This is a genomic window from Pseudomonas sp. ChxA, from assembly GCF_030263855.1.
GTDB classification, from domain to species: domain Bacteria; phylum Pseudomonadota; class Gammaproteobacteria; order Pseudomonadales; family Pseudomonadaceae; genus Aquipseudomonas; species Aquipseudomonas fluorescens_CB.
In genome coordinates this window covers 553,167-570,707 of sequence record NZ_JARPMK010000001.1, presented here as the reverse complement: position 1 = coordinate 570,707, position 17,541 = coordinate 553,167, and the positions used below count along the sequence as shown (strand labels likewise).

Genomic DNA, 17,541 nt, shown 5'->3' with positions numbered 1-17,541 from the left:
TAACCCCACCAATTTTATTTGAATTCCAATGCCAGGGCCGCGCACCAAGACTGGCCGCGCGTACTCTGGGGCAACAACTTCAGCTGACGTCCATGCTCATGCGGCGTAATGGTAATGGTCAGGTCCGGCTTTGGCAAAAAGCCTGTGCCTTTATCTGGCCACTCGATCAGGCACAGTGCGTCTTCATCGAAGTAATCACGGATGCCCATGTACTCCAGTTCTTCGGGGTCGACCAGCCGATACAGGTCGAAGTGGAAGGCGCGAACTGCACCGATTTCGTAGGGTTCGACCAAGGTGAACGTCGGGCTTTTTACCGCGCCCGTGTGGCCCAGCCCACGAATTATCCCCCGCGACAGCGTGGTTTTACCCGCGCCCAGGTCGCCTTCAAGGAAAATCAGTCCTGCGCCGGCCGTAACCTGGGCAATACGCTGACCCAACGCAACCATGGCGTCTTCATCAGCCAGAAAAAGGCTTACTTCAGACACGGCGACTGCTCCTCCAGCAATTGACGAATGGCGGGTATCAGGTCGCTGGCGGCCAGGCCGCGACCGTAAGTACCTTGGCGATCCCCCGCCGTGGCGTGCAACCACACGGCCAGGCAACTTGCCTCATAGGCGGGCATGCCTTGGGCCAGCAATGCCCCCACCAAGCCGCTCAGCACATCACCCAAACCGGCCGTAGCCATCGCCGGGTGGCCTTGGTCACAGCGCGAAACACGGCCGTCCGGGCAGGCAATCAAACTGCCAGCACCTTTGAGGATAGCCACTGCATTGAATTTCTGGCTTAAAGCGCGCGCCACGTTAAGGCGATCGGCCTGAACCTCGGCTGTCGTGATGCCCATCAACCGCGCCGCCTCGCCGGGATGCGGCGTGATTACGCTGTTGGCCGGCAGGCTTACACCGCCTGCGGCCAACTGGTTCAAGGCGTCGGCATCCCAGATTTGCGGCTGCTGGGCGTTGGCGGCAACCGACAACAGGCTTTTGCCCCAGGACGCTGCGCCCAGGCCAGGCCCGATAACGATCACCGAGATTTTCTCCAGCAGCCCCATCAACTGATTGGCCGAACTCACGCCGACGGTCATCACCTCCGGCAAGCGAGCGAGTGCAGCCGGCACGTGTTCCGGGCGAGTCGCCAACGAAACCATGCCCGCGCCACTGCGCAAGGCGCTTTCGGCGCTGAGCAACGCAGCACCGCCAAAGCCATGGTCGCCGCCGATGATCAACAGGTGACCGAACTGGCCTTTATGGGCGTCCGGGGAACGTGCAGCCAGTTGCGGCAAATGGCCGTGCAATAGCGGCTGTACGTCGGTAATTGTGTGTTTTGTCTGCGGCATGCGTCTTCAAGCTCCGATGTCTGGCAGAATTATACGCATCTAACCTGTGGTTTCCCGTGTCTCATGCCCGCAATTACTTCAGATCTGCCCGCCCTCGCCCAATCGATCAAAGACTGGGGCCGCGAGTTGGGCTTTCAACAAGTCGGCATCAGCGGCCTGGACCTGGCCGAGCATGAGCAGCACCTGCAACGCTGGCTCGACGCGGGCTACCACGGCGAGATGGAATACATGGGCGCCCATGGCAGCAAACGCTCGCACCCCGAAGAACTGGTGCCGGGCACCCTGCGCGTGGTCTCGCTGCGCATGGATTATCTGCCAGGCGACACGCAAATGGCGCAGTTGCTGGCCAAGCCAGAAAAAGCCTACATCTCCCGCTACGCCCTGGGCCGCGATTACCACAAGCTGATCCGCAAGCGCGTGCAACAGCTGGCCGACCGTATCCAAGCACAGATCGGCCCGTTTGGCTTTCGCGCCTTTGTCGACAGCGCACCCGTGCTGGAAAAAGCCATTGCCGAAAAAGCTGGCCTCGGCTGGATCGGCAAAAACACCCTGGTACTCAATCGCAAGGCCGGCAGTTACTTCTTCCTCAGCGAGCTGTTTGTCGATTTGCCCTTGCCGGTGGACGCGCCCCACGCCACCGAGCATTGCGGCCGCTGCACCGCGTGCCTGGATATCTGCCCCACCAATGCCTTCGTCGGCCCTTATGTGCTCGACGCGCGGCGCTGCATTTCCTACCTGACCATCGAACTCAAGAGTGCGATCCCCGAGGACCTGCGCCCACTGATCGGCAATCGGGTGTTCGGCTGCGATGACTGTCAGATCGTTTGCCCGTGGAATCGTTTCGCCCGATCCACGGCCGAGAGCGATTTCAAGCCACGGCACAATCTGGATAACGCAGAACTGGCCGAATTGTTTATGTGGGACGAGGATAAATTCCTCAGCAGTACCGAAGGCTCGCCCCTACGCCGCGCCGGTTATGAGCGCTGGCTGCGCAACCTGGCAGTGGGCCTGGGCAACGCACCGTCGAGCATCCCGGTGCTCGAAGCCTTGAAAGCACGCCGCGATTATCCTTCCGAGTTGGTGCGTGAACATGTGGAATGGGCGCTCAACCAGCACGCTGCGCGCTAGTGCACGTCGTCGTTGTAGACGAACTTGGGCATTTCCCAGTGAAAACGGATCGCCAGCAGGCGTAGCAGAAAGCCACTGAACAAAGTCAGCAGAATTGCCTGTTCGCTGGGCAGTTGCAGATACAGGCACAGCATGTAGAACCAGGCGGCGAGGAACGACACGCTGGCGTACAGCTCACGCCGAAAGATCAACGGAATGTCGTTACAGAAGATATCCCGCAGGATGCCGCCGAATACGCCCGTGATCACGCCGCTGACCGAAGCCACCAGCATGCCATGGCCCATTTCCAGGGCGGTCATGCAGCCGATCAGGGTAAACGCCACCAACCCCAAGGCGTCCAGCGCCAGGAACAACGAGCGCAGACGGCGCATCAGCGGCGCAATAAAGATCGTCACCAATGCCGCGATAGAGGTCAGCACCAGGTATTCCGGGTGTTTGACCCAGGTCAGCGGGTAATGCCCCAACAGCACATCGCGCACCGAACCACCGCCCAGCGCGGTGACGCAGGCGATCAGCACCACGCCAAACCAGTCCATGCCTCGGCGCCCAGCGGAAAGCGCGCCGGTCATGGCTTCGGCGGTGATGGCGATGAGGTAGAGCATCAACAGCATGATGGCGATCCTTGCGAATAGGCGCGCATTCTAATCATTGGGTGATGGCACCAAAAGGGGGCAGTAGGCGAAAGACCGTGTCGACAGCATCGCAGGCAAGCCAGCTCCCACATTTGAATGTGTTCACAAGTCAAAGTGTGGGAGCTGGCTTGCCTGCGATGGGGCCTGGTATCTACACAACTTGAAGGCATCCAGATTTCCCTGTGGCGAGCTGGCTCGCCACAACAGCCCACTTACCACAGACTTTGTTTCAACCGTCTGCGTAGACACCAATGCTGCAATGGGCCAGAGCAGGCACACCAAATTCAAGCCTTGATGAAATGCTTGCGGTAATGCTGCAACTCGGCGATCGACTCGCGAATATCATCCAGCGCCAAATGCGTGCTGCCTTTATGGAAGCTGTCCTTAACCTCCGGCGCCCAGCGAGCCGCCAGCTCTTTCAAGGTGGACACATCCAGGTTGCGGTAGTGGAAGTAGCTTTCCAGCCCCTTCATGTGCGTATAAAGGAAGCGACGATCCTGGCAGATGCTGTTGCCACAGATCGGCGACTTGCCCTTGGGCACCCACTTTTCCAGGAAAGCGATGGTTTCAGCTTCGGCTTCAGCCATGCTGATACGGCTGTCGCGCACGCGCTGGGTCAGGCCCGAGTTGCCGTGGGTGCGGGTGTTCCACTCGTCCATGGTGGCCAGTACGGCGTCGCTGTGATGGATGGCGATCACCGGACCTTCGGCCAAGGTATTGAGGTTGCTGTCAGTAACAATCGTCGCCATCTCGATGATGACGTCGGTGTCGGGGTTCAGACCGGTCATTTCCAGATCGATCCAAATCAGGTTCTGTGGGTTTTGCATGGCTTGATTCTCTTGGCCCTTGGCTTAGCTGCGCAGTTTAGCAGGCGGGGGCGTGCTAGACTCGCGACCGTTTTACCCAACCTTTGCATTATCGACACGGAACACCAATGGCCAAACGCCAGCTCAATCGCCGCCAAAACTGGCGCATCGAAAAGATTCAAGGTGAACGCGCCGCTCGCGCCGCCAAACGTGAATCCTCCGCCGTGGAAGCGCTCGAGGGCGGCGACCTAGGGCCTGAACAAACGGGCCTGGTGATCGCGCACTTTGGTGTGCAGGTCGAAGTCGAGGCACTCGAAGGCGAACTCGCAGGCTCGGTGTCGCGCTGCCACCTGCGCGCCAACCTGCCTGCGCTGGTCACCGGCGACAAGGTCGTGTGGCGTGCGGGCAACCAGGGCATCGGCGTGATCGTCGCCCAATTGCCGCGCACCACCGAACTGCGCCGCCCCGACAGTCGTGGCCAGCTCAAGCCGGTGGCGGCCAACGTCGACATGATCGTGATCGTGTTCGCACCGCTGCCCGAGCCGCATGCCAATTTGATCGACCGCTACCTGGTCGCAGCCGAGCACGCCGGCATTCGCCCGCTGCTGCTGCTGAACAAATTCGACCTGATCGACGAACAGAACGCTCCGGCGCTCAACGCGTTGCTGGCGGTCTACCGCACGCTGGGTTACCCGGTGCTGGAAGTGTCGGCGCATCACGGCAATGGCATGGAACAGCTGCAACAGCAGTTGGACGGGCGCATCAGCGTGTTCGTCGGCCAGTCGGGCGTGGGCAAGTCATCGCTGGTCAACAGCCTGCTGCCGGAAGTCGACACCCGTGTCGGCCCACTGTCGGAACTGTCCGGCCAGGGCACCCACACCACCACCACCGCGCGGTTGTTCCACTTCCCCGGCGGCGGTGAGTTGATCGACTCCCCAGGCATCCGTGAATTCGGCCTCGGCCACGTCAGCCGCAGCGATGTGGAAGCGGGCTTCATCGAGTTCAACGACCTGATCGGTACCTGCCGCTTCCGCGACTGCAAACACGACCGCGAGCCGGGTTGTGCGTTGCTCAAGGCCCTGGAAGATGGGCGTGTGCAGCAGCAGCGAATGAACAGCTATCGGTCGATTATTGCGAGCTTGCCGGAGAGCAGCTACTAACGATCCACTTCTTGATACACATAAACCAGTGTACTGAAGCCCCTAGTCCATTGATTTAATAGGAGCAGGCATCAAGAATCCGGACCAACTGGGTGGCTCATACGCACAAGCCAGCTTGTATTCGGATTTCTCGATGCGCATAATTGCTCCGTCACCAGCGAAAGCTGGCAGGAGTCTGGATCCTTTTCGGGGTTGATCCAGCGGCGCAGAAGGGGCGAAGCAAGCTCCACTGCGCGTCGAATGAAGCCGCCTTCGGGCGGCTTTGCTTTTTGTGGGGCATTAACATTTGGCTCTCTACTATCACCCCAAACAAGGCGATGTGCTGCTCTGCGACTTCACCCGAGGCTTTGTGGCGCCGGAAATGCTGAAGATCCGCAAGGTCGTGGTGATATCGCCCACTGCTACTCACAACCGCAAGCTGTGTACCGTAGTGCCCATATCTTCTACCGCTCCCGATATTCAGTACGACTGGCATCACTTGCTGCGCACCAACCCACTTCAATCCGACGGATATAAAGAACTATGGGTGAAGTGCGACATGATTTACACCGTCAGCTTCGAGCGTCTCGACAAACTGCACAGAAAGACTCGCTCCAAGGGCCGGGAGTACTTCGTGCCGCGCCTGTGCGTGGAGGACATGCGAGGTGTCATCAGCGGCGTCAAAGCCTACCTTCCTCTCTGAACACAAATGAAAACGCCCCGACATAGTCGGGGCGTTTTCATTTACAACCAACAAAGACCGCTTACGAACCCGGCGCCGGCGCAGGCGCCGTCGGGTCTTTCACCCCGCCGTCATCAAACAGGTTCAGCTTCTGCCGCAGCTCATGGGCCGGCAACGGCTCCTGCCCTGGCGGAATGGCATTCGGATCGGCTGGCACTTCACCCGGTGCGCCTTCGCCCTGGGTCGGTGCCGCAGGTGGTGGCTGATCACCTTCAATGGCACGCTGGGCTTTTTTAGTCAGCACCACGATATCAATACGGCGGTTGATCGGGTTGAACGGGTCTTTAGGGTCAAACAACTGCGAGGACGCAAACCCCACTACGCGCGCCACTTGCGGGTCGGGATAGCTGCCCGCCACCAGCGCACGGCGGGCGGCGTTGGCGCGGTTGGCCGAAAGCTCCCAGTTGCCGAAGTCACCCTGGCCCGCATAGGGCTTGGCGTCGGTGTGGCCGCTGATGCTGATCTTGTTCGGCACCGCCTTGATGGTGTCGGCCATGGCCAGCAGGATATCTTCGAAGTACGGCTTCAAGCGCGCACTGCCGGAGTCGAACATCGGCCGGTTGGCCGCGTCGGTGATCTGGATGCGCAAGCCTTCGGGGGTAATCTCGAAGGAAATCTGATCCTTGAACTTCAGCAGTTGCGGGTTTTCTTCGACCTTGGTCTGCAGTTCCTGCAACAGCAACTCCAGGCGCTCTTTCTCGACCTGCTCGGCCATGCTCTCAACGGTGTCGCGCTCGATCGGGATGTTTTCCTGCGGCGACTCGGTTTTGACTTCGGGGTTGATGGTGCGCTCAGGTGCCAGTTGCGGCGAGCCGCCCAGGTCGATCACGAAGGGCGTGCCGCTTTCCGAAAAACCAATCGGGTCTTTGAAGTAACCGGCGATGGCGATCTTCTGCTCGGGCGTTGCGGTCGACATCAGCCACAGCACCAGGAAGAACGCCATCATCGCCGTGGCAAAGTCGGCGAAGGCGATTTTCCAGGCGCCGCCATGGTGCCCTGCAGCGAAGCGCTTGACGCGCTTGATGATTATCGGCTGGTTGTTTTCCATGACTTAGCGACCGCGAACCGCTTGTTCCAGCTCGGCAAAACTTGGGCGATGTTTCGGGTACAGCACCTTGCGCCCGAACTCCACCGCCAACGATGGCGGCATGCCGGACGCCGAGGCCACCAGGCAGGCCTTGATCGCTTCGTACAAATTCACTTCTTCCTTGGCATCGTGAGCCAGGGACGTGGCCAATGGGCCGAAGAAACCGTAGGCCGCGAGGATACCGAAGAAGGTGCCGACGAGGGCCGCGCCCACGTGCATACCAATAGCCTTCTGGTCGCCTTCACCCAGGGATGCCATGGTCACCACAATACCGAGTACCGCCGCGACGATACCAAAACCGGGCATGCCGTCGGCGATGCCGGTCACGGCGTGGGAAGGGTGTTCCAGCTCTTCTTTGAGGCTGAACAGCTCCATGTCGAACAGGCCTTCGAGCTCGTGCGGGGCCATGTTGCCGGAGGACATGATGCGCAGGTAGTCACAGATGTATGCGGTCATGCGCTCATCTTTGAGCACGGCCGGGTACTTGGCGAAAATCGGGCTGGCGGCGGCGTCTTCGATGTCGCCTTCGATGGCCATCATGCCTTCGCGGCGGCTCTTGTTGAGGATCTCGTAGATCAGCCCCAGCACCTCGAGATAAAAGGTATGCGAGAAGCGCGAGCTGAACATGCCCAGCGACTTCTTGATCACGTGCATGGTCATGTAGCCGGGGTTGGCCTGCAGGAAAGCACCAAACGCGGCGCCGCCGATGATGAGCACTTCGAAGGGCTGGATCAGCGCGGCAATTTTACCGTGGGACAGGACGTACCCACCGAGCACACTTGCGATGACGACGATGATGCCGATAATTTTAGCCATAGGAGATTGGTACTTGCGCCGTCGGGTTCATGGACATAATGGGTGCTGCAGAAAACTCTTGTTCTACTTATCGGCAAAACTGCGCCAGACTATAGCCCGTTAAGGCGAAAAGCCAATTCGGCCCGTTCCGGGCGTGTAGAACGCAAGTGATGATCGCGCCCCAATCATGGCAAACGAAACGACAGTTCCAACGACAAAACCCACCACCCTCGCCGCTTGGATCAAGCGCCTGGATGATGTGCTGCTGCCTGTTCCTCAGGCTAGCCACGAACGCGTGTGCAAGGCCATCCGCGATAGCCGTAGTTCATTGCGAGATATTGCCGAACTGATGCAAAACAGCCCGGCGCTGGTGCTCAGCGTGATGCGCGAAGCCAACAGCCAGGCGCACGGCAGCCTCTCGGGGCCGGCAGAAAACCTCGAAGTGGCGCTGAACCGCCTGGGCCTTAAACGCGCCGAAGAATTGCTCGCGCGCCTGCCCGCGGTGCCGGAAAAAGACATCCCGGTGGCCTTGCGCCAATTGCTGCTGGTGAGCCAGCACGCCTCACAGCAAGCCAACGGTTTGTTCGCCAGCCGCCTGGCACGGCTGTGGCAAGACATCCATTGGGGCAGCCTGCTGTTTCTGTCGCCACTGTGGCCGCTGGCCGTGGCCTACCCCAAGCTTTTGGAAGAATGGGAACTGCGGGTCATCCACAAAGGCCAGTCGGCGCGCAAGGTCGAGCAGGAACTGTTCGGTGTACGCTTGCTCGACCTGTGCCTGGGCTTGACCGAAGCCTGGCACCTGCCGATATGGGTATCTCAAGGCTACAACCTGCTGCTGACCGAACAGCGCTTGCTGGTCAAGGCGCTGCACATCGCCCGCGAAGATGACGCGTTACGCCAGCAGCAATTGCTCGATGCCGAACCCAACCTTCGGCGCTGGCTGAACCAGCCCGCCAATACCGTGCTGCTGGCCAACGGCCTGGCGATGTCGGCCCAGGAATCCTGGACCTGCCCGCACACCGAGCGCTGGCAATACCTCACCGCGCTGTACCTGCAAGCGCCGTTGTGTGATGTGCAGCAGCAGGTTCACCAACAAGCGGTCACCAGCGCGCGCACCACCTTGATGCCGGACCTCTGGCATCCCGCGCTGTCGCTGATCTGGCCGTGGCATGTGCAAAAAGTCCATCGCGGCCTGCTGCCCGCACCGCCGCCCACGGCCGAAGCATTGGCCGTATGGCGCAAGCGCTGCACCGAATTGCTGGTCGAGCCGAGCCGCTTTGCCAACGCCATGCACTTGACCACCTGCGCCAGGGAAGCCTTGGTCGCCAGTGGCATGCAGCGGGTGTTGCTCTTTATGGCCGACCGCGCCCTGAGCACCTTGCGTGTGCATCAGGCCGATGGCTTGCCAAAGGACGCTGCCAACCTGAGCCTGGACGTCGTCAACAGCACGCTGCTGCAGCGCCTGCTGGAAAAGTCCGCCCAGGTGCGCCTCACGCCGGAAAATCACGCGCAATTTTCCGCGTTGCTGCCGCCGATCCTGCGCCGCTGGTTTACCGGTGAACACCTGTTGCTACGCTCTCTGAGCTGCAATGGCCGCGTGGTGATGCTGATGGTCGCCGACCAGGGCGGCGGGCCGTTCTCGGAAACCACCGTGCAGGCCTTCGGCAAAACCGCTCAATGCATCGAGAAAGCGCTGCACAGCTTTACCAACCGCAGCGCCTGATGCTTGCGCTACAATCGCCGTCCTTTATCGCCAACATTTGTGCCCAGGAGACCTCACATGCCTGACTTCTCTGGCTTGCCGCTGGTGATCGAATCCAGCGACCTGCTTGGTCGCCTGGATGCCGAACACTTGATTCTGGTGGACCTCACCAGTGCCGCCCGCTACGCCGAAGGGCATATCCCCGGCGCGCATTTCGTTGACCCCAAGCGCACCCAACTGGGCCAGCCACCGGCACCCGGCCTGTTGCCGCACAAGGCCGATCTGGAAAAGCTGTTCGGCGAACTGGGCCACACCCCGGACGCCACTTACGTCGTCTATGACGACGAAGGCGGCGGCTGGGCCGGGCGGTTTATCTGGATGCTCGACGTGATCGGCCACCAGAAATACCACTACCTGGACGGCGGCCTGCTGGCCTGGCTGGATGATCAGCACCCAGTGTCCACGCAAGTGCCCGCCCCGGTTGGCGGCCCGGTCAGTCTCACGCTCCACGACGGCCCCACCGCCACCCGCGAGTACCTGCAAAGCCGACTCGGCGCCGCCGACCTGGGCATCTGGGACGCACGCGGCCCGCTGGAGTATTCCGGCGAGAAAGTGCTCGCCGCCAAGGGCGGGCACATCCCCGGCGCCGTCAACTTCGAATGGACTGCCGGCATGGACAAGGCGCGCAACCTGCGTATCCGCCGCGACATGCCGCAGATCCTCGAAGACCTCGGGCTGACCCGCGACAAAGAAATCATCACCCACTGCCAGACTCACCACCGCTCTGGCTTCACCTACCTGGTGGCCAAGGCGCTCGGTTATCCGCGAGTCAAAGGTTATGCCGGTTCCTGGGGCGAATGGGGCAACCACCCCGACACCCCCGTCGAGATTTAAGGTTTAAGGACAGTTATGAAAAAGCAGTTGTTTATCCTCAGCCAGTACTTGCTGCCGCACCACTTGCTGTCGCGCCTGGCCGGCTGCATTGCCGAGTGCCGCGTGCGCTGGTTCAAAAATGCCTTCACGGCGTGGTTCGCCAAGCGCTACCAAGTGGACATGTCCCAGGCGCTGGTCGAAGACCTCACCGCCTACGAGCACTTCAATGCCTTCTTCACCCGCGCCCTGAAAGACGGCGCCCGCCCATTGGATGAAACTCCAGGCGCGGTGCTGAGCCCAGCCGACGGCGCGGTCAGCCAGCTTGGCCCGATTGAGCACGGTCGTGTGTTCCAGGCCAAAGGCCACAGCTTCAGCGTGCTGGAATTGCTGGGTGGCGACGCAGCGCTGGCGGCACCGTTCATGGGCGGTGATTTCGCCACCATCTACCTGTCACCGAAGGACTACCACCGCGTACACATGCCTTTGGCCGGCACGCTGCGCGAGATGGTCTATGTGCCGGGCCGGATTTTCTCGGTCAACCAGACCACTGCCGAAAACGTGCCGGAACTGTTTGCGCGCAACGAGCGTGTTGTTTGCCTGTTCGACACCGAACGCGGCCCGATGGCTGTGGTGTTGGTGGGCGCGATGATTGTGGCGTCGATTGAAACCGTATGGGCCGGGCTGGTGACGCCGCCGAAGCGTGAGCTGAAAACCTTCCGCTACGACGAAGCCGCACGCGCGCCGATTCACTTGGAGAAAGGTGCTGAACTGGGCCGCTTCAAGCTGGGTTCGACCGCCATCGTGCTGTTCGGGCCGGATCAGGTGAAGTGGGCACAAGAGCTGGTGGCGGGTACGCCGGTGCAGATGGGCCAGGGTATCGCACTGCCGAAAGCCTGATTTGAAGCTGATGCAAATCAAATGTGGGAGCCGGGCTTGCCCGCGATAGCGGCGTATCAGTCAATACTTCAATGACTGAACTACCGCTATCGCGGGCAAGCCCGGCTCCCACAGTTACTGCAATCTTGCAGTTAGATCGGGTTACAGCTGCCCGTCGCGATCGCGAAAGCCCAGCAGATACAACACACCATCCAGCCCCAGCGTCGAAATCGCCTGCTTGGCCGATTGCTTGACCAGCGGCTTGGCACGGAACGCCACACCCAACCCGGCAATCGCCAGCATCGGCAAGTCATTGGCGCCGTCGCCGACCGCAATGGTCTGCTCCAGACGCAAACCTTCCTTGTGGGCCAATTCCTTCAGCAAGTCCGCCTTGCGCTGTGCGTCGACAATCGGCTCTACCGCCACGCCAGTCACCTTGCCATCCACCACTTCCAGTTCGTTGGCAAACACATAGTCGATGCCCAACTTGGCCTGCAATTGCTTGGCGAAGTAGGTGAAGCCACCGGACAGAATTGCGGTTTTGTAGCCCAGGCGCTTGAGTTCGGCAAACAGGGTTTCGGCGCCTTCGGTGAGGCGCAGCGAAGCGCCAATCGAATCCAGCACGCTTACGTCCAAGCCCTTGAGCAGCGCCAGGCGCTCCTTGAAGCTGGCGCGAAAATCCAGCTCACCGGCCATGGCGCGCTCGGTGATTTCGGACACCTGCTCACCCACACCGGCAGCCTTGGCCAACTCGTCGATGACTTCGGCTTCGATCAGCGTGGAGTCCATGTCGAACACCGCCAGGCGGCGGTTACGGCGGAACAGCGAATCTTCCTGGAAGGCGATGTCGACATTCAGTTCCTGGGCCACGCTGAGGAATTCAGCACGCAGGGCTTGCGGGTCGGCCGGTTCGCCGCGAACGGAGAACTCGATGCAGCCCTTGCCTTTGTCTGCCGGCGTGTCCAACGGCATACGACCCGACAAACGGTCGATATGGTCGATATTCAAACCATATTGAGCGGTGATCGAGCTGACGCGCTGCAATTGTTCGGCGGTTACTTTGCGGGTCAGCAGCGTCACGATGTGGCGTTTTTTGCCCTGACCGTCCACCCAATGCTGGTAATCGGCTTCGGAAACCGGCGTGAAACGCACCTGCTGATCGAGCTTATACGCCGTAAACAGGATGTCTTTAAGCACCGATGAGGCCTGCTCGGTGCTGGGGATTTCCACCAGGATGCCGAACGACAGCGTGTCGTGGATCACCGCCTGGCCGATGTCGAGAATGTTCACACCACCCTGGGCCAGAACACCGGTAATGGCCGCGGTGAGGCCCGGGCGATCTTCGCCGGTGATGTTTATCAGGACAATTTCGCGCAAAGCGCACCCCCAGGCTGGAAAAAAACCGCATTCTACCCACTTTCAGTGACCATCGGGCACAGCGAGCGCTTTGCCGGTTCTAGGCCTGTCGCTATACTGCGCGTCAACTTCACGGACCAAGAGCCGAGCGCAAGTGAACCGGCCCACGCCAGTAAAAACCGATAACTTCTTCCTGCTGATCTTCCGGGCACTGCGCCACCGCCGTGTACCGATCGCATTACGCATCGCCAGCCATAACGTGATCCTGGTCGCTCTGGCCTTGGTGATCTACGCCTGCGTGATGGGTTTGCAGTTCAAGCAGGCCATGCACGAGCAAGCTGACGCCCTGGGCGCGAGCCTGACGACTCAGACGGCCACCTCGGCGACTGAGTTGCTGGTGTCCAACGACATCCTCAGCCTCAACGTGCTGCTCAACAACCTGACCAAGAACCCGCTGGTGGCGCACGCCGCCATCTACAGCGTGGACAACCGGATCATGGCCGAAGCCGGGCAGCGCCCGAAAAACGGCCTGCTGGGTGAAGCCGAAGGCCTGTATTCGAGCAATATTACGTTTCAGGATGTGAAGGCCGGACAACTGCGCATCAGCCTCGACATGCAGCAATTCCAGCAGCCGATGACCATCAGCCTGCAAAGCATGGGCATCCTCAGCGCGATCCTGCTGGCCTTGGCCCTGGCCCTGAGCTTGCGCCTGGGTCGGCATATCTCTACGCCACTGATGCAACTGCGCATCTGGCTGCGCGATATCGACGAACACACCCCGGCCACCGACCGCCAGGATGAAATCGGCGACCTCGCCCGCCAGCTTCACGCCAGCTTCGCCCCGGAGCCGGTGGTGCCTGAGGTTGAACCGGAGCCAGATTACGACGACACCGACTACGACGACGAGCCCGAGTTTGAAGTGCGCAACCTGCGTGACCCAGGCTTTGACGAAAGTGCGCCGGTGGCTGCCCTCAAGCCTGCGCCGCGCCAGGTGATCAAGGCCGAAGAAGACGAACTGGACGATGAAGACCCGTTCGCCGACCTGCGCGACACCTCAGCCGCCGCGCCGGTGGTAGCCCCGCAACCTGCGCCGGTAAAAAATGCCGAGCCGCAGCACAGCGCCGTACTGGCTGTGCAACTGGGTGCCCAGGACCAACTGCGTCGCCTGCCCCGTGCGCGCCTCACCGAATTGCTGGAGCGCTACCGCGATTGCCTCGACCAGGCGGCCTCGCTCTACCAGAGCGAACTGCACACCCTGAACGATGGCAGCACATTGATGCTGTTCCACAGCGAAGACAGCGGCGAAGACTACCTGACCAATGCGATTTGCTGTGGCGAGCTGCTGCGCGCCCTCGGCCATGCCTTGCAGATTGAAGTGGCCGACAGCGGCATTACGTTGCAGCTGCAACTTGGCCTGACCGTCGGTGACGATCTGTTCGGCATGAGCCAGATCGACCTGCTGCTTACCGAGATCGCCCAGGACGCCCTGGCCTTGTCCCAACACAGCCGCAACCTGCTGCTGGTGGAGCGCAAGATCAGTGAAGATGCGCTGATCCGCCAGCGCGCGCGTATCCGCCCGATCGCCAGCCCTGAAGGTGCAAGCTGTGTGGAGCGGCTGATGGAGCCGTACCCGTCGATGCTGGAGCGGCAGCTGGCGCGCATGCATGAGACCCGTACCAAGCCCTGATGGCTTTCTAGGGCCCCTGTGGGAGCGGGCTTGCTGTGGCGAGCAAGCTTGCTTGCGCTGGGGTGCGAAGCGCCCCCCAAAAAGCAGGAGACTGCTGCGCAGTCAACGGGAGCAAGCTCCCTCGCCACAGCAAGCCCGCTCCGACATTGGATCGTCAACAAAGCTCAAATCGTAGACAACAAAAAGGCCCGCTGAGTAAGCGGGCCTTTTGTTTAGGCGCGATTCAGGTCAGAACCTGAACACTTCCATATCGGTGCGAATCGGCGTAGCCATCGGCATCTTCGGTTTTTCCGGAGCGGCCGGTTTGGCTTGAGCCGGAGCCTGCTTACGCGGCGCTTCAGCCACTGGCGGCTGGTTGGCCAATGGCTTGAGCGCCACCGACAACTGCTGCGCCAGATGCTGCAACAACACGCCCTGGGCCTGGACCTGGGACGCGGTGGTGCCGGTATGTTCTTCCTGCAGATGCACGATGCGGTTATCGCGCACCTGGCCACGGCGGTCGATCAAGCGCCATTGGGCGTCAAGAACCGCCGGCTGCGTAGTACCCGAGTCGAGCCGCGTGATGGTCAGCAATACCTGCACATCCGGGGTGAAACCCGTCGGCGCAGGCGCAAGCACCACACGCTGACTGTCGAGATGGCCAGCCACCTGACGCAACATCAGTTGGTTGATATCGGACGACAAACTGCCCGCCCAACGACCATCGGTGGAACCTTGCAGGCTGCCGTCGTTCTGACGTTGAAGCAGGGTTTCGCGTTGCAGGTAATCAGCAACGACGACCGGGCCAAGTAAAACGGCCATGCCTGCGGTTTGCGCAGGCTGAGCCGGACTTCCGCTGTCCAGCTGGTACAGCGACACCGGTTGGTGTGTGCTGCAACCCGCCAGCCCCAAAAGGCCAGCGAGCATCAAAAATAAAGGAAGGCGTGGAGCAGTCATCATCCCATCCAGGTGGCTGCCACAAGGCGAACCACAATGTAATACTAAAAATAACCTAAACACGCTCGGCCACGCCGGCGCTGGAAAGGCCATATCATCCGTGAATATGCGCCCTGACTCCAGCGCGAAAGCGTCGATCTACGCGTTAAATCGTAGATCGAGCCCTCTAATCCGCCTTAAACAGGCGTTTCCACCAGTAAAGCATCCACGCGCTGGAAGCCACGCGGCAGTTTATTACCCCGTCGGCCACGCTCACCCTTGTAGTGTTCAAGGTCGTCGGGGCGCAGAGACAGCGTGCGCTTGCCGGCCTGGAGCACCAGGGTAGAGCCTTCCGGGATCACGGCGATGTCGGTCACGTACTCTTCGCGACTGGCCACGCGCTCCCCGGGAATCCCGATAATCTTGTTGCCCTTGCCTTTACCTAACTGTGGCAAATCGCTGATCTTGAACACCAGCAAACGCCCTTCGGTGGTCACCGACGCCAGCCAGTTGCTCTCGCGGTCTTCCACGGTGCGCGGCAGGATCACCTTGGCGTTGTTCGGCAAGCTCAACAACGCTTTGCCCGCCTTGTTCTTGGCCTGCAGGTCTTCACCCTTGACCACAAAACCGTAACCCGCGTCGGAGGCGATCACGTACAGCGAATCGTCATCGGGCAGCAGCACGCACTCGAAATTCGCCCCTGGTGGCGGTGTGAGACGCCCGGTCAGCGGTTCGCCTTGGCCACGTGCCGATGGCAAGGTGTGCGCCGGCACCGAATAGCTGCGCCCGGTGGAGTCGATAAACACCGCAAACTGGTTGGAACGCCCGGCCGCAGCGGTCTTGAAACCATCGCCAGCCTTGTACGAGAGGCCGGTGGCGTCAATATCATGCCCTTTGGCGGAACGAACCCAACCCTTTTCCGACAGAACGACGGTAATTTTCTCGTTAGGCAACAACTCGGTTTCTGTCAGGGCTTTCGCTTCTGCGCGCTCGACGATTGGCGAGCGGCGATCATCGCCATAGGTTTCGGCGTCTTTGATCAGCTCGCTGCGCACCAGCTTCTTGAGCTTGGTTTCGCTGCCCAACAGGGCTTGCAGCTTGGCTTGCTCCTTGAGCAGCGCGTCTTGCTCGTCACGCAACTTCATCTCTTCGAGCCGCGCCAACTGACGCAAGCGGGTGTCGAGGATGTAGTCGGCCTGGATCTCGCTCAGCTCGAAACGCGCGATCAGCTCGGCTTTCGGGTGCTCGGCGGTACGGATGATGTGGATCACTTCATCCAGGTTGAGGTAAGCGATCAACAAACCGTCCAACAGGTGCAGGCGGCGCTCAACCTTGTCGAGACGAAATTGCAGGCGACGGCGCACGGTCTGTACGCGGAACTCCAGCCACTCCACCAGCAGGTTGCGCAGGTTTTTCAGCTGCGGCTTGCCGTCCAGGCCGATGATGTTGACGTTGACCCGGTAGCTGGACTCAAGGTCAGTACTGGCGAACAGATGCTGCATCAGCACTTCGTGGTCGACCCGGCTGTTGGTCGGGATGATCACGATGCGGCATGGGTTTTCGTGGTCGGACTCGTCACGCAGGTCAGCCACTTGCGGCAATTTCGACGGTTTGGCCTGCATCAGCGCGGCGATCTGCTCCAGCACCTTGGCACCGGACACCTGGTGCGGCAGCGCGGTGACAATAATGTCGCCGTCTTCAATGTGATAAACCGCGCGCATGCGCACCGAGCCCTTGCCGGTCTCGTACATCTTCAGCAGGTCAGCACGCGGCGTGATGATTTCCGCTTCGGTCGGGTAATCCGGGCCTTGAATATGCTCGCAGAGTTGCTCCACCGTAGCTTTTGGCTCATCGAGCAAACGCACGCAGGCAGTCGCGACTTCGCGCAGGTTGTGCGGCGGTACGTCGGTGGCCATGCCGACCGCGATGCCGGTGGTGCCATTGAGCAGGATATTCGGCAAACGCGCCGGCAACACCAGCGGTTCGTCCAGGGTGCCGTCGAAATTCGGCCCCCAGTTCGCAGTGCCCTGGCCCAACTCGCTGAGCAGCACCTCCGAGTAACGCGACAGGCGCGCCTCGGTGTAACGCATGGCGGCGAAGGACTTGGGATCATCCGGCGCACCCCAGTTACCCTGGCCATCCACCAAGGTGTAGCGGTAGCTGAACGGCTGGGCCATCAGCACCATGGCTTCGTAGCAGGCCGAGTCGCCGTGCGGGTGGAACTTACCGAGCACGTCACCGACGGTACGCGCCGATTTCTTGTGCTTGGAGTCTGCGTCCAGGCCCAACTCACTCATGGCGTAGATAATGCGCCGCTGCACGGGCTTAAGGCCGTCGCCGATATGCGGCAAGGCACGGTCCATGATCACGTACATGGAGTAGTTGAGGTAGGCATTTTCGGTGAAGTCAGCCAGCGATCGGCGTTCTACGCCATCTAAGCTGTCTGCGAGGATGTCACTCATGCGGGCCT

General features: G+C 60.7%; 16 protein-coding genes. 7 read left to right on the top strand and 9 right to left on the bottom strand.

Annotation, left to right across the window (positions count from 1 at the left end; genetic code table 11):
- Positions 1 to 14 precede the first annotated feature (14 nt).
- Positions 15 to 485: a tRNA (adenosine(37)-N6)-threonylcarbamoyltransferase complex ATPase subunit type 1 TsaE gene (gene tsaE / locus P5706_RS02400; protein WP_200432023.1), complete on the bottom strand. Its 471-nt coding sequence runs from the start codon at positions 483 to 485 to the stop codon at positions 15 to 17.
- Positions 473 to 1,333, bottom strand: coding sequence for an NAD(P)H-hydrate dehydratase (locus P5706_RS02395; RefSeq protein ID WP_285678479.1), 861 nt, complete (start codon positions 1,331 to 1,333; stop codon positions 473 to 475). Before P5706_RS02395 ends, tsaE begins: the two co-directional genes overlap by 13 nt.
- A 63-nt stretch (positions 1,334 to 1,396) precedes the next feature.
- On the opposite strand from P5706_RS02395, the gene queG reads away from it, so the two are divergent.
- Positions 1,397 to 2,461: a tRNA epoxyqueuosine(34) reductase QueG gene (gene queG / locus P5706_RS02390; protein ID WP_285678478.1), complete on the top strand. Its 1,065-nt coding sequence runs from the start codon at positions 1,397 to 1,399 to the stop codon at positions 2,459 to 2,461.
- On the opposite strand, the gene P5706_RS02385 is transcribed toward queG, so the two are convergent.
- Complete coding sequence (locus tag P5706_RS02385) at positions 2,458 to 3,075, bottom strand: trimeric intracellular cation channel family protein (RefSeq protein WP_169986743.1); 618 nt, start codon at positions 3,073 to 3,075, stop codon at positions 2,458 to 2,460. The two genes, queG and P5706_RS02385, sit on opposite strands and share 4 nt — an antisense overlap.
- 302 nt (positions 3,076 to 3,377) lie before the next feature.
- The gene (orn, locus tag P5706_RS02380) at positions 3,378 to 3,920 is read right to left on the bottom strand and encodes an oligoribonuclease (RefSeq protein WP_003171343.1); all 543 of its coding nucleotides are present in this window, start codon (positions 3,918 to 3,920) and stop codon (positions 3,378 to 3,380) included.
- Between the two features lie 107 nt (positions 3,921 to 4,027).
- On the opposite strand from orn, the gene rsgA reads away from it, so the two are divergent.
- Both rsgA and P5706_RS02370 read left to right on the top strand, forming a co-directional pair.
- Positions 4,028 to 5,059 carry a small ribosomal subunit biogenesis GTPase RsgA gene (gene rsgA, locus P5706_RS02375; protein WP_003171340.1) on the top strand — a complete coding sequence of 344 codons (1,032 nt, stop codon included), beginning with the start codon at positions 4,028 to 4,030 and terminating at the stop codon, positions 5,057 to 5,059.
- 286 nt (positions 5,060 to 5,345) lie between these two features.
- A complete protein-coding gene (locus P5706_RS02370) occupies positions 5,346 to 5,741 on the top strand; it encodes a type II toxin-antitoxin system PemK/MazF family toxin (RefSeq protein WP_285678477.1) in 396 nt (131 codons plus the stop codon).
- Between the two features lie 61 nt (positions 5,742 to 5,802).
- On the opposite strand, the gene motB is transcribed toward P5706_RS02370, so the two are convergent.
- Together motB and motA are read right to left on the bottom strand one after the other, a co-directional pair.
- Positions 5,803 to 6,828 carry a flagellar motor protein MotB gene (gene motB, locus P5706_RS02365; RefSeq protein ID WP_200432027.1) on the bottom strand — a complete coding sequence of 342 codons (1,026 nt, stop codon included), beginning with the start codon at positions 6,826 to 6,828 and terminating at the stop codon, positions 5,803 to 5,805.
- Between the two features lie 3 nt (positions 6,829 to 6,831).
- A complete protein-coding gene (gene motA / locus P5706_RS02360) occupies positions 6,832 to 7,683 on the bottom strand; it encodes a flagellar motor stator protein MotA (protein WP_003217532.1) in 852 nt (283 codons plus the stop codon).
- Between the two features lie 166 nt (positions 7,684 to 7,849).
- Here motA and P5706_RS02355 point away from each other — a divergent pair, with 166 nt between their 5' ends.
- The 3 genes from P5706_RS02355 to asd are packed head-to-tail and all read left to right on the top strand — an operon-like array spanning position 7,850 to position 11,134.
- A complete protein-coding gene (locus P5706_RS02355) occupies positions 7,850 to 9,385 on the top strand; it encodes an HDOD domain-containing protein (protein ID WP_285678476.1) in 1,536 nt (511 codons plus the stop codon).
- 57 nt (positions 9,386 to 9,442) lie between these two features.
- The gene (gene rhdA, locus P5706_RS02350) at positions 9,443 to 10,258 is read left to right on the top strand and encodes a thiosulfate sulfurtransferase (protein WP_200432029.1); all 816 of its coding nucleotides are present in this window, start codon (positions 9,443 to 9,445) and stop codon (positions 10,256 to 10,258) included.
- Positions 10,259 to 10,273: 15 nt separating this feature from the next.
- Entirely contained in the window at positions 10,274 to 11,134 is an 861-nt protein-coding gene (gene asd, locus P5706_RS02345; RefSeq protein WP_200432030.1) for an archaetidylserine decarboxylase, read from the top strand.
- Positions 11,135 to 11,275: 141 nt separating this feature from the next.
- On the opposite strand, the gene serB is transcribed toward asd, so the two are convergent.
- Positions 11,276 to 12,490, bottom strand: coding sequence for a phosphoserine phosphatase SerB (serB, locus tag P5706_RS02340; RefSeq protein ID WP_200432031.1), 1,215 nt, complete (start codon positions 12,488 to 12,490; stop codon positions 11,276 to 11,278).
- 133 nt (positions 12,491 to 12,623) lie between these two features.
- Between serB and P5706_RS02335 the strand changes: the two genes are divergently transcribed.
- The gene (locus P5706_RS02335) at positions 12,624 to 14,156 is read left to right on the top strand and encodes an AhpA/YtjB family protein (RefSeq protein ID WP_200432032.1); all 1,533 of its coding nucleotides are present in this window, start codon (positions 12,624 to 12,626) and stop codon (positions 14,154 to 14,156) included.
- 228 nt (positions 14,157 to 14,384) lie between these two features.
- Here P5706_RS02335 and P5706_RS02330 read toward each other — a convergent pair whose 3' ends face one another.
- Positions 14,385 to 15,092, bottom strand: coding sequence for a PqiC family protein (locus tag P5706_RS02330; protein ID WP_285678475.1), 708 nt, complete (start codon positions 15,090 to 15,092; stop codon positions 14,385 to 14,387).
- A gap of 176 nt (positions 15,093 to 15,268) precedes the next feature.
- Positions 15,269 to 17,533 carry a DNA topoisomerase IV subunit A gene (parC, locus tag P5706_RS02325; RefSeq protein WP_017138479.1) on the bottom strand — a complete coding sequence of 755 codons (2,265 nt, stop codon included), beginning with the start codon at positions 17,531 to 17,533 and terminating at the stop codon, positions 15,269 to 15,271.
- Between the last annotated feature and the right edge of the window lie 8 nt (positions 17,534 to 17,541).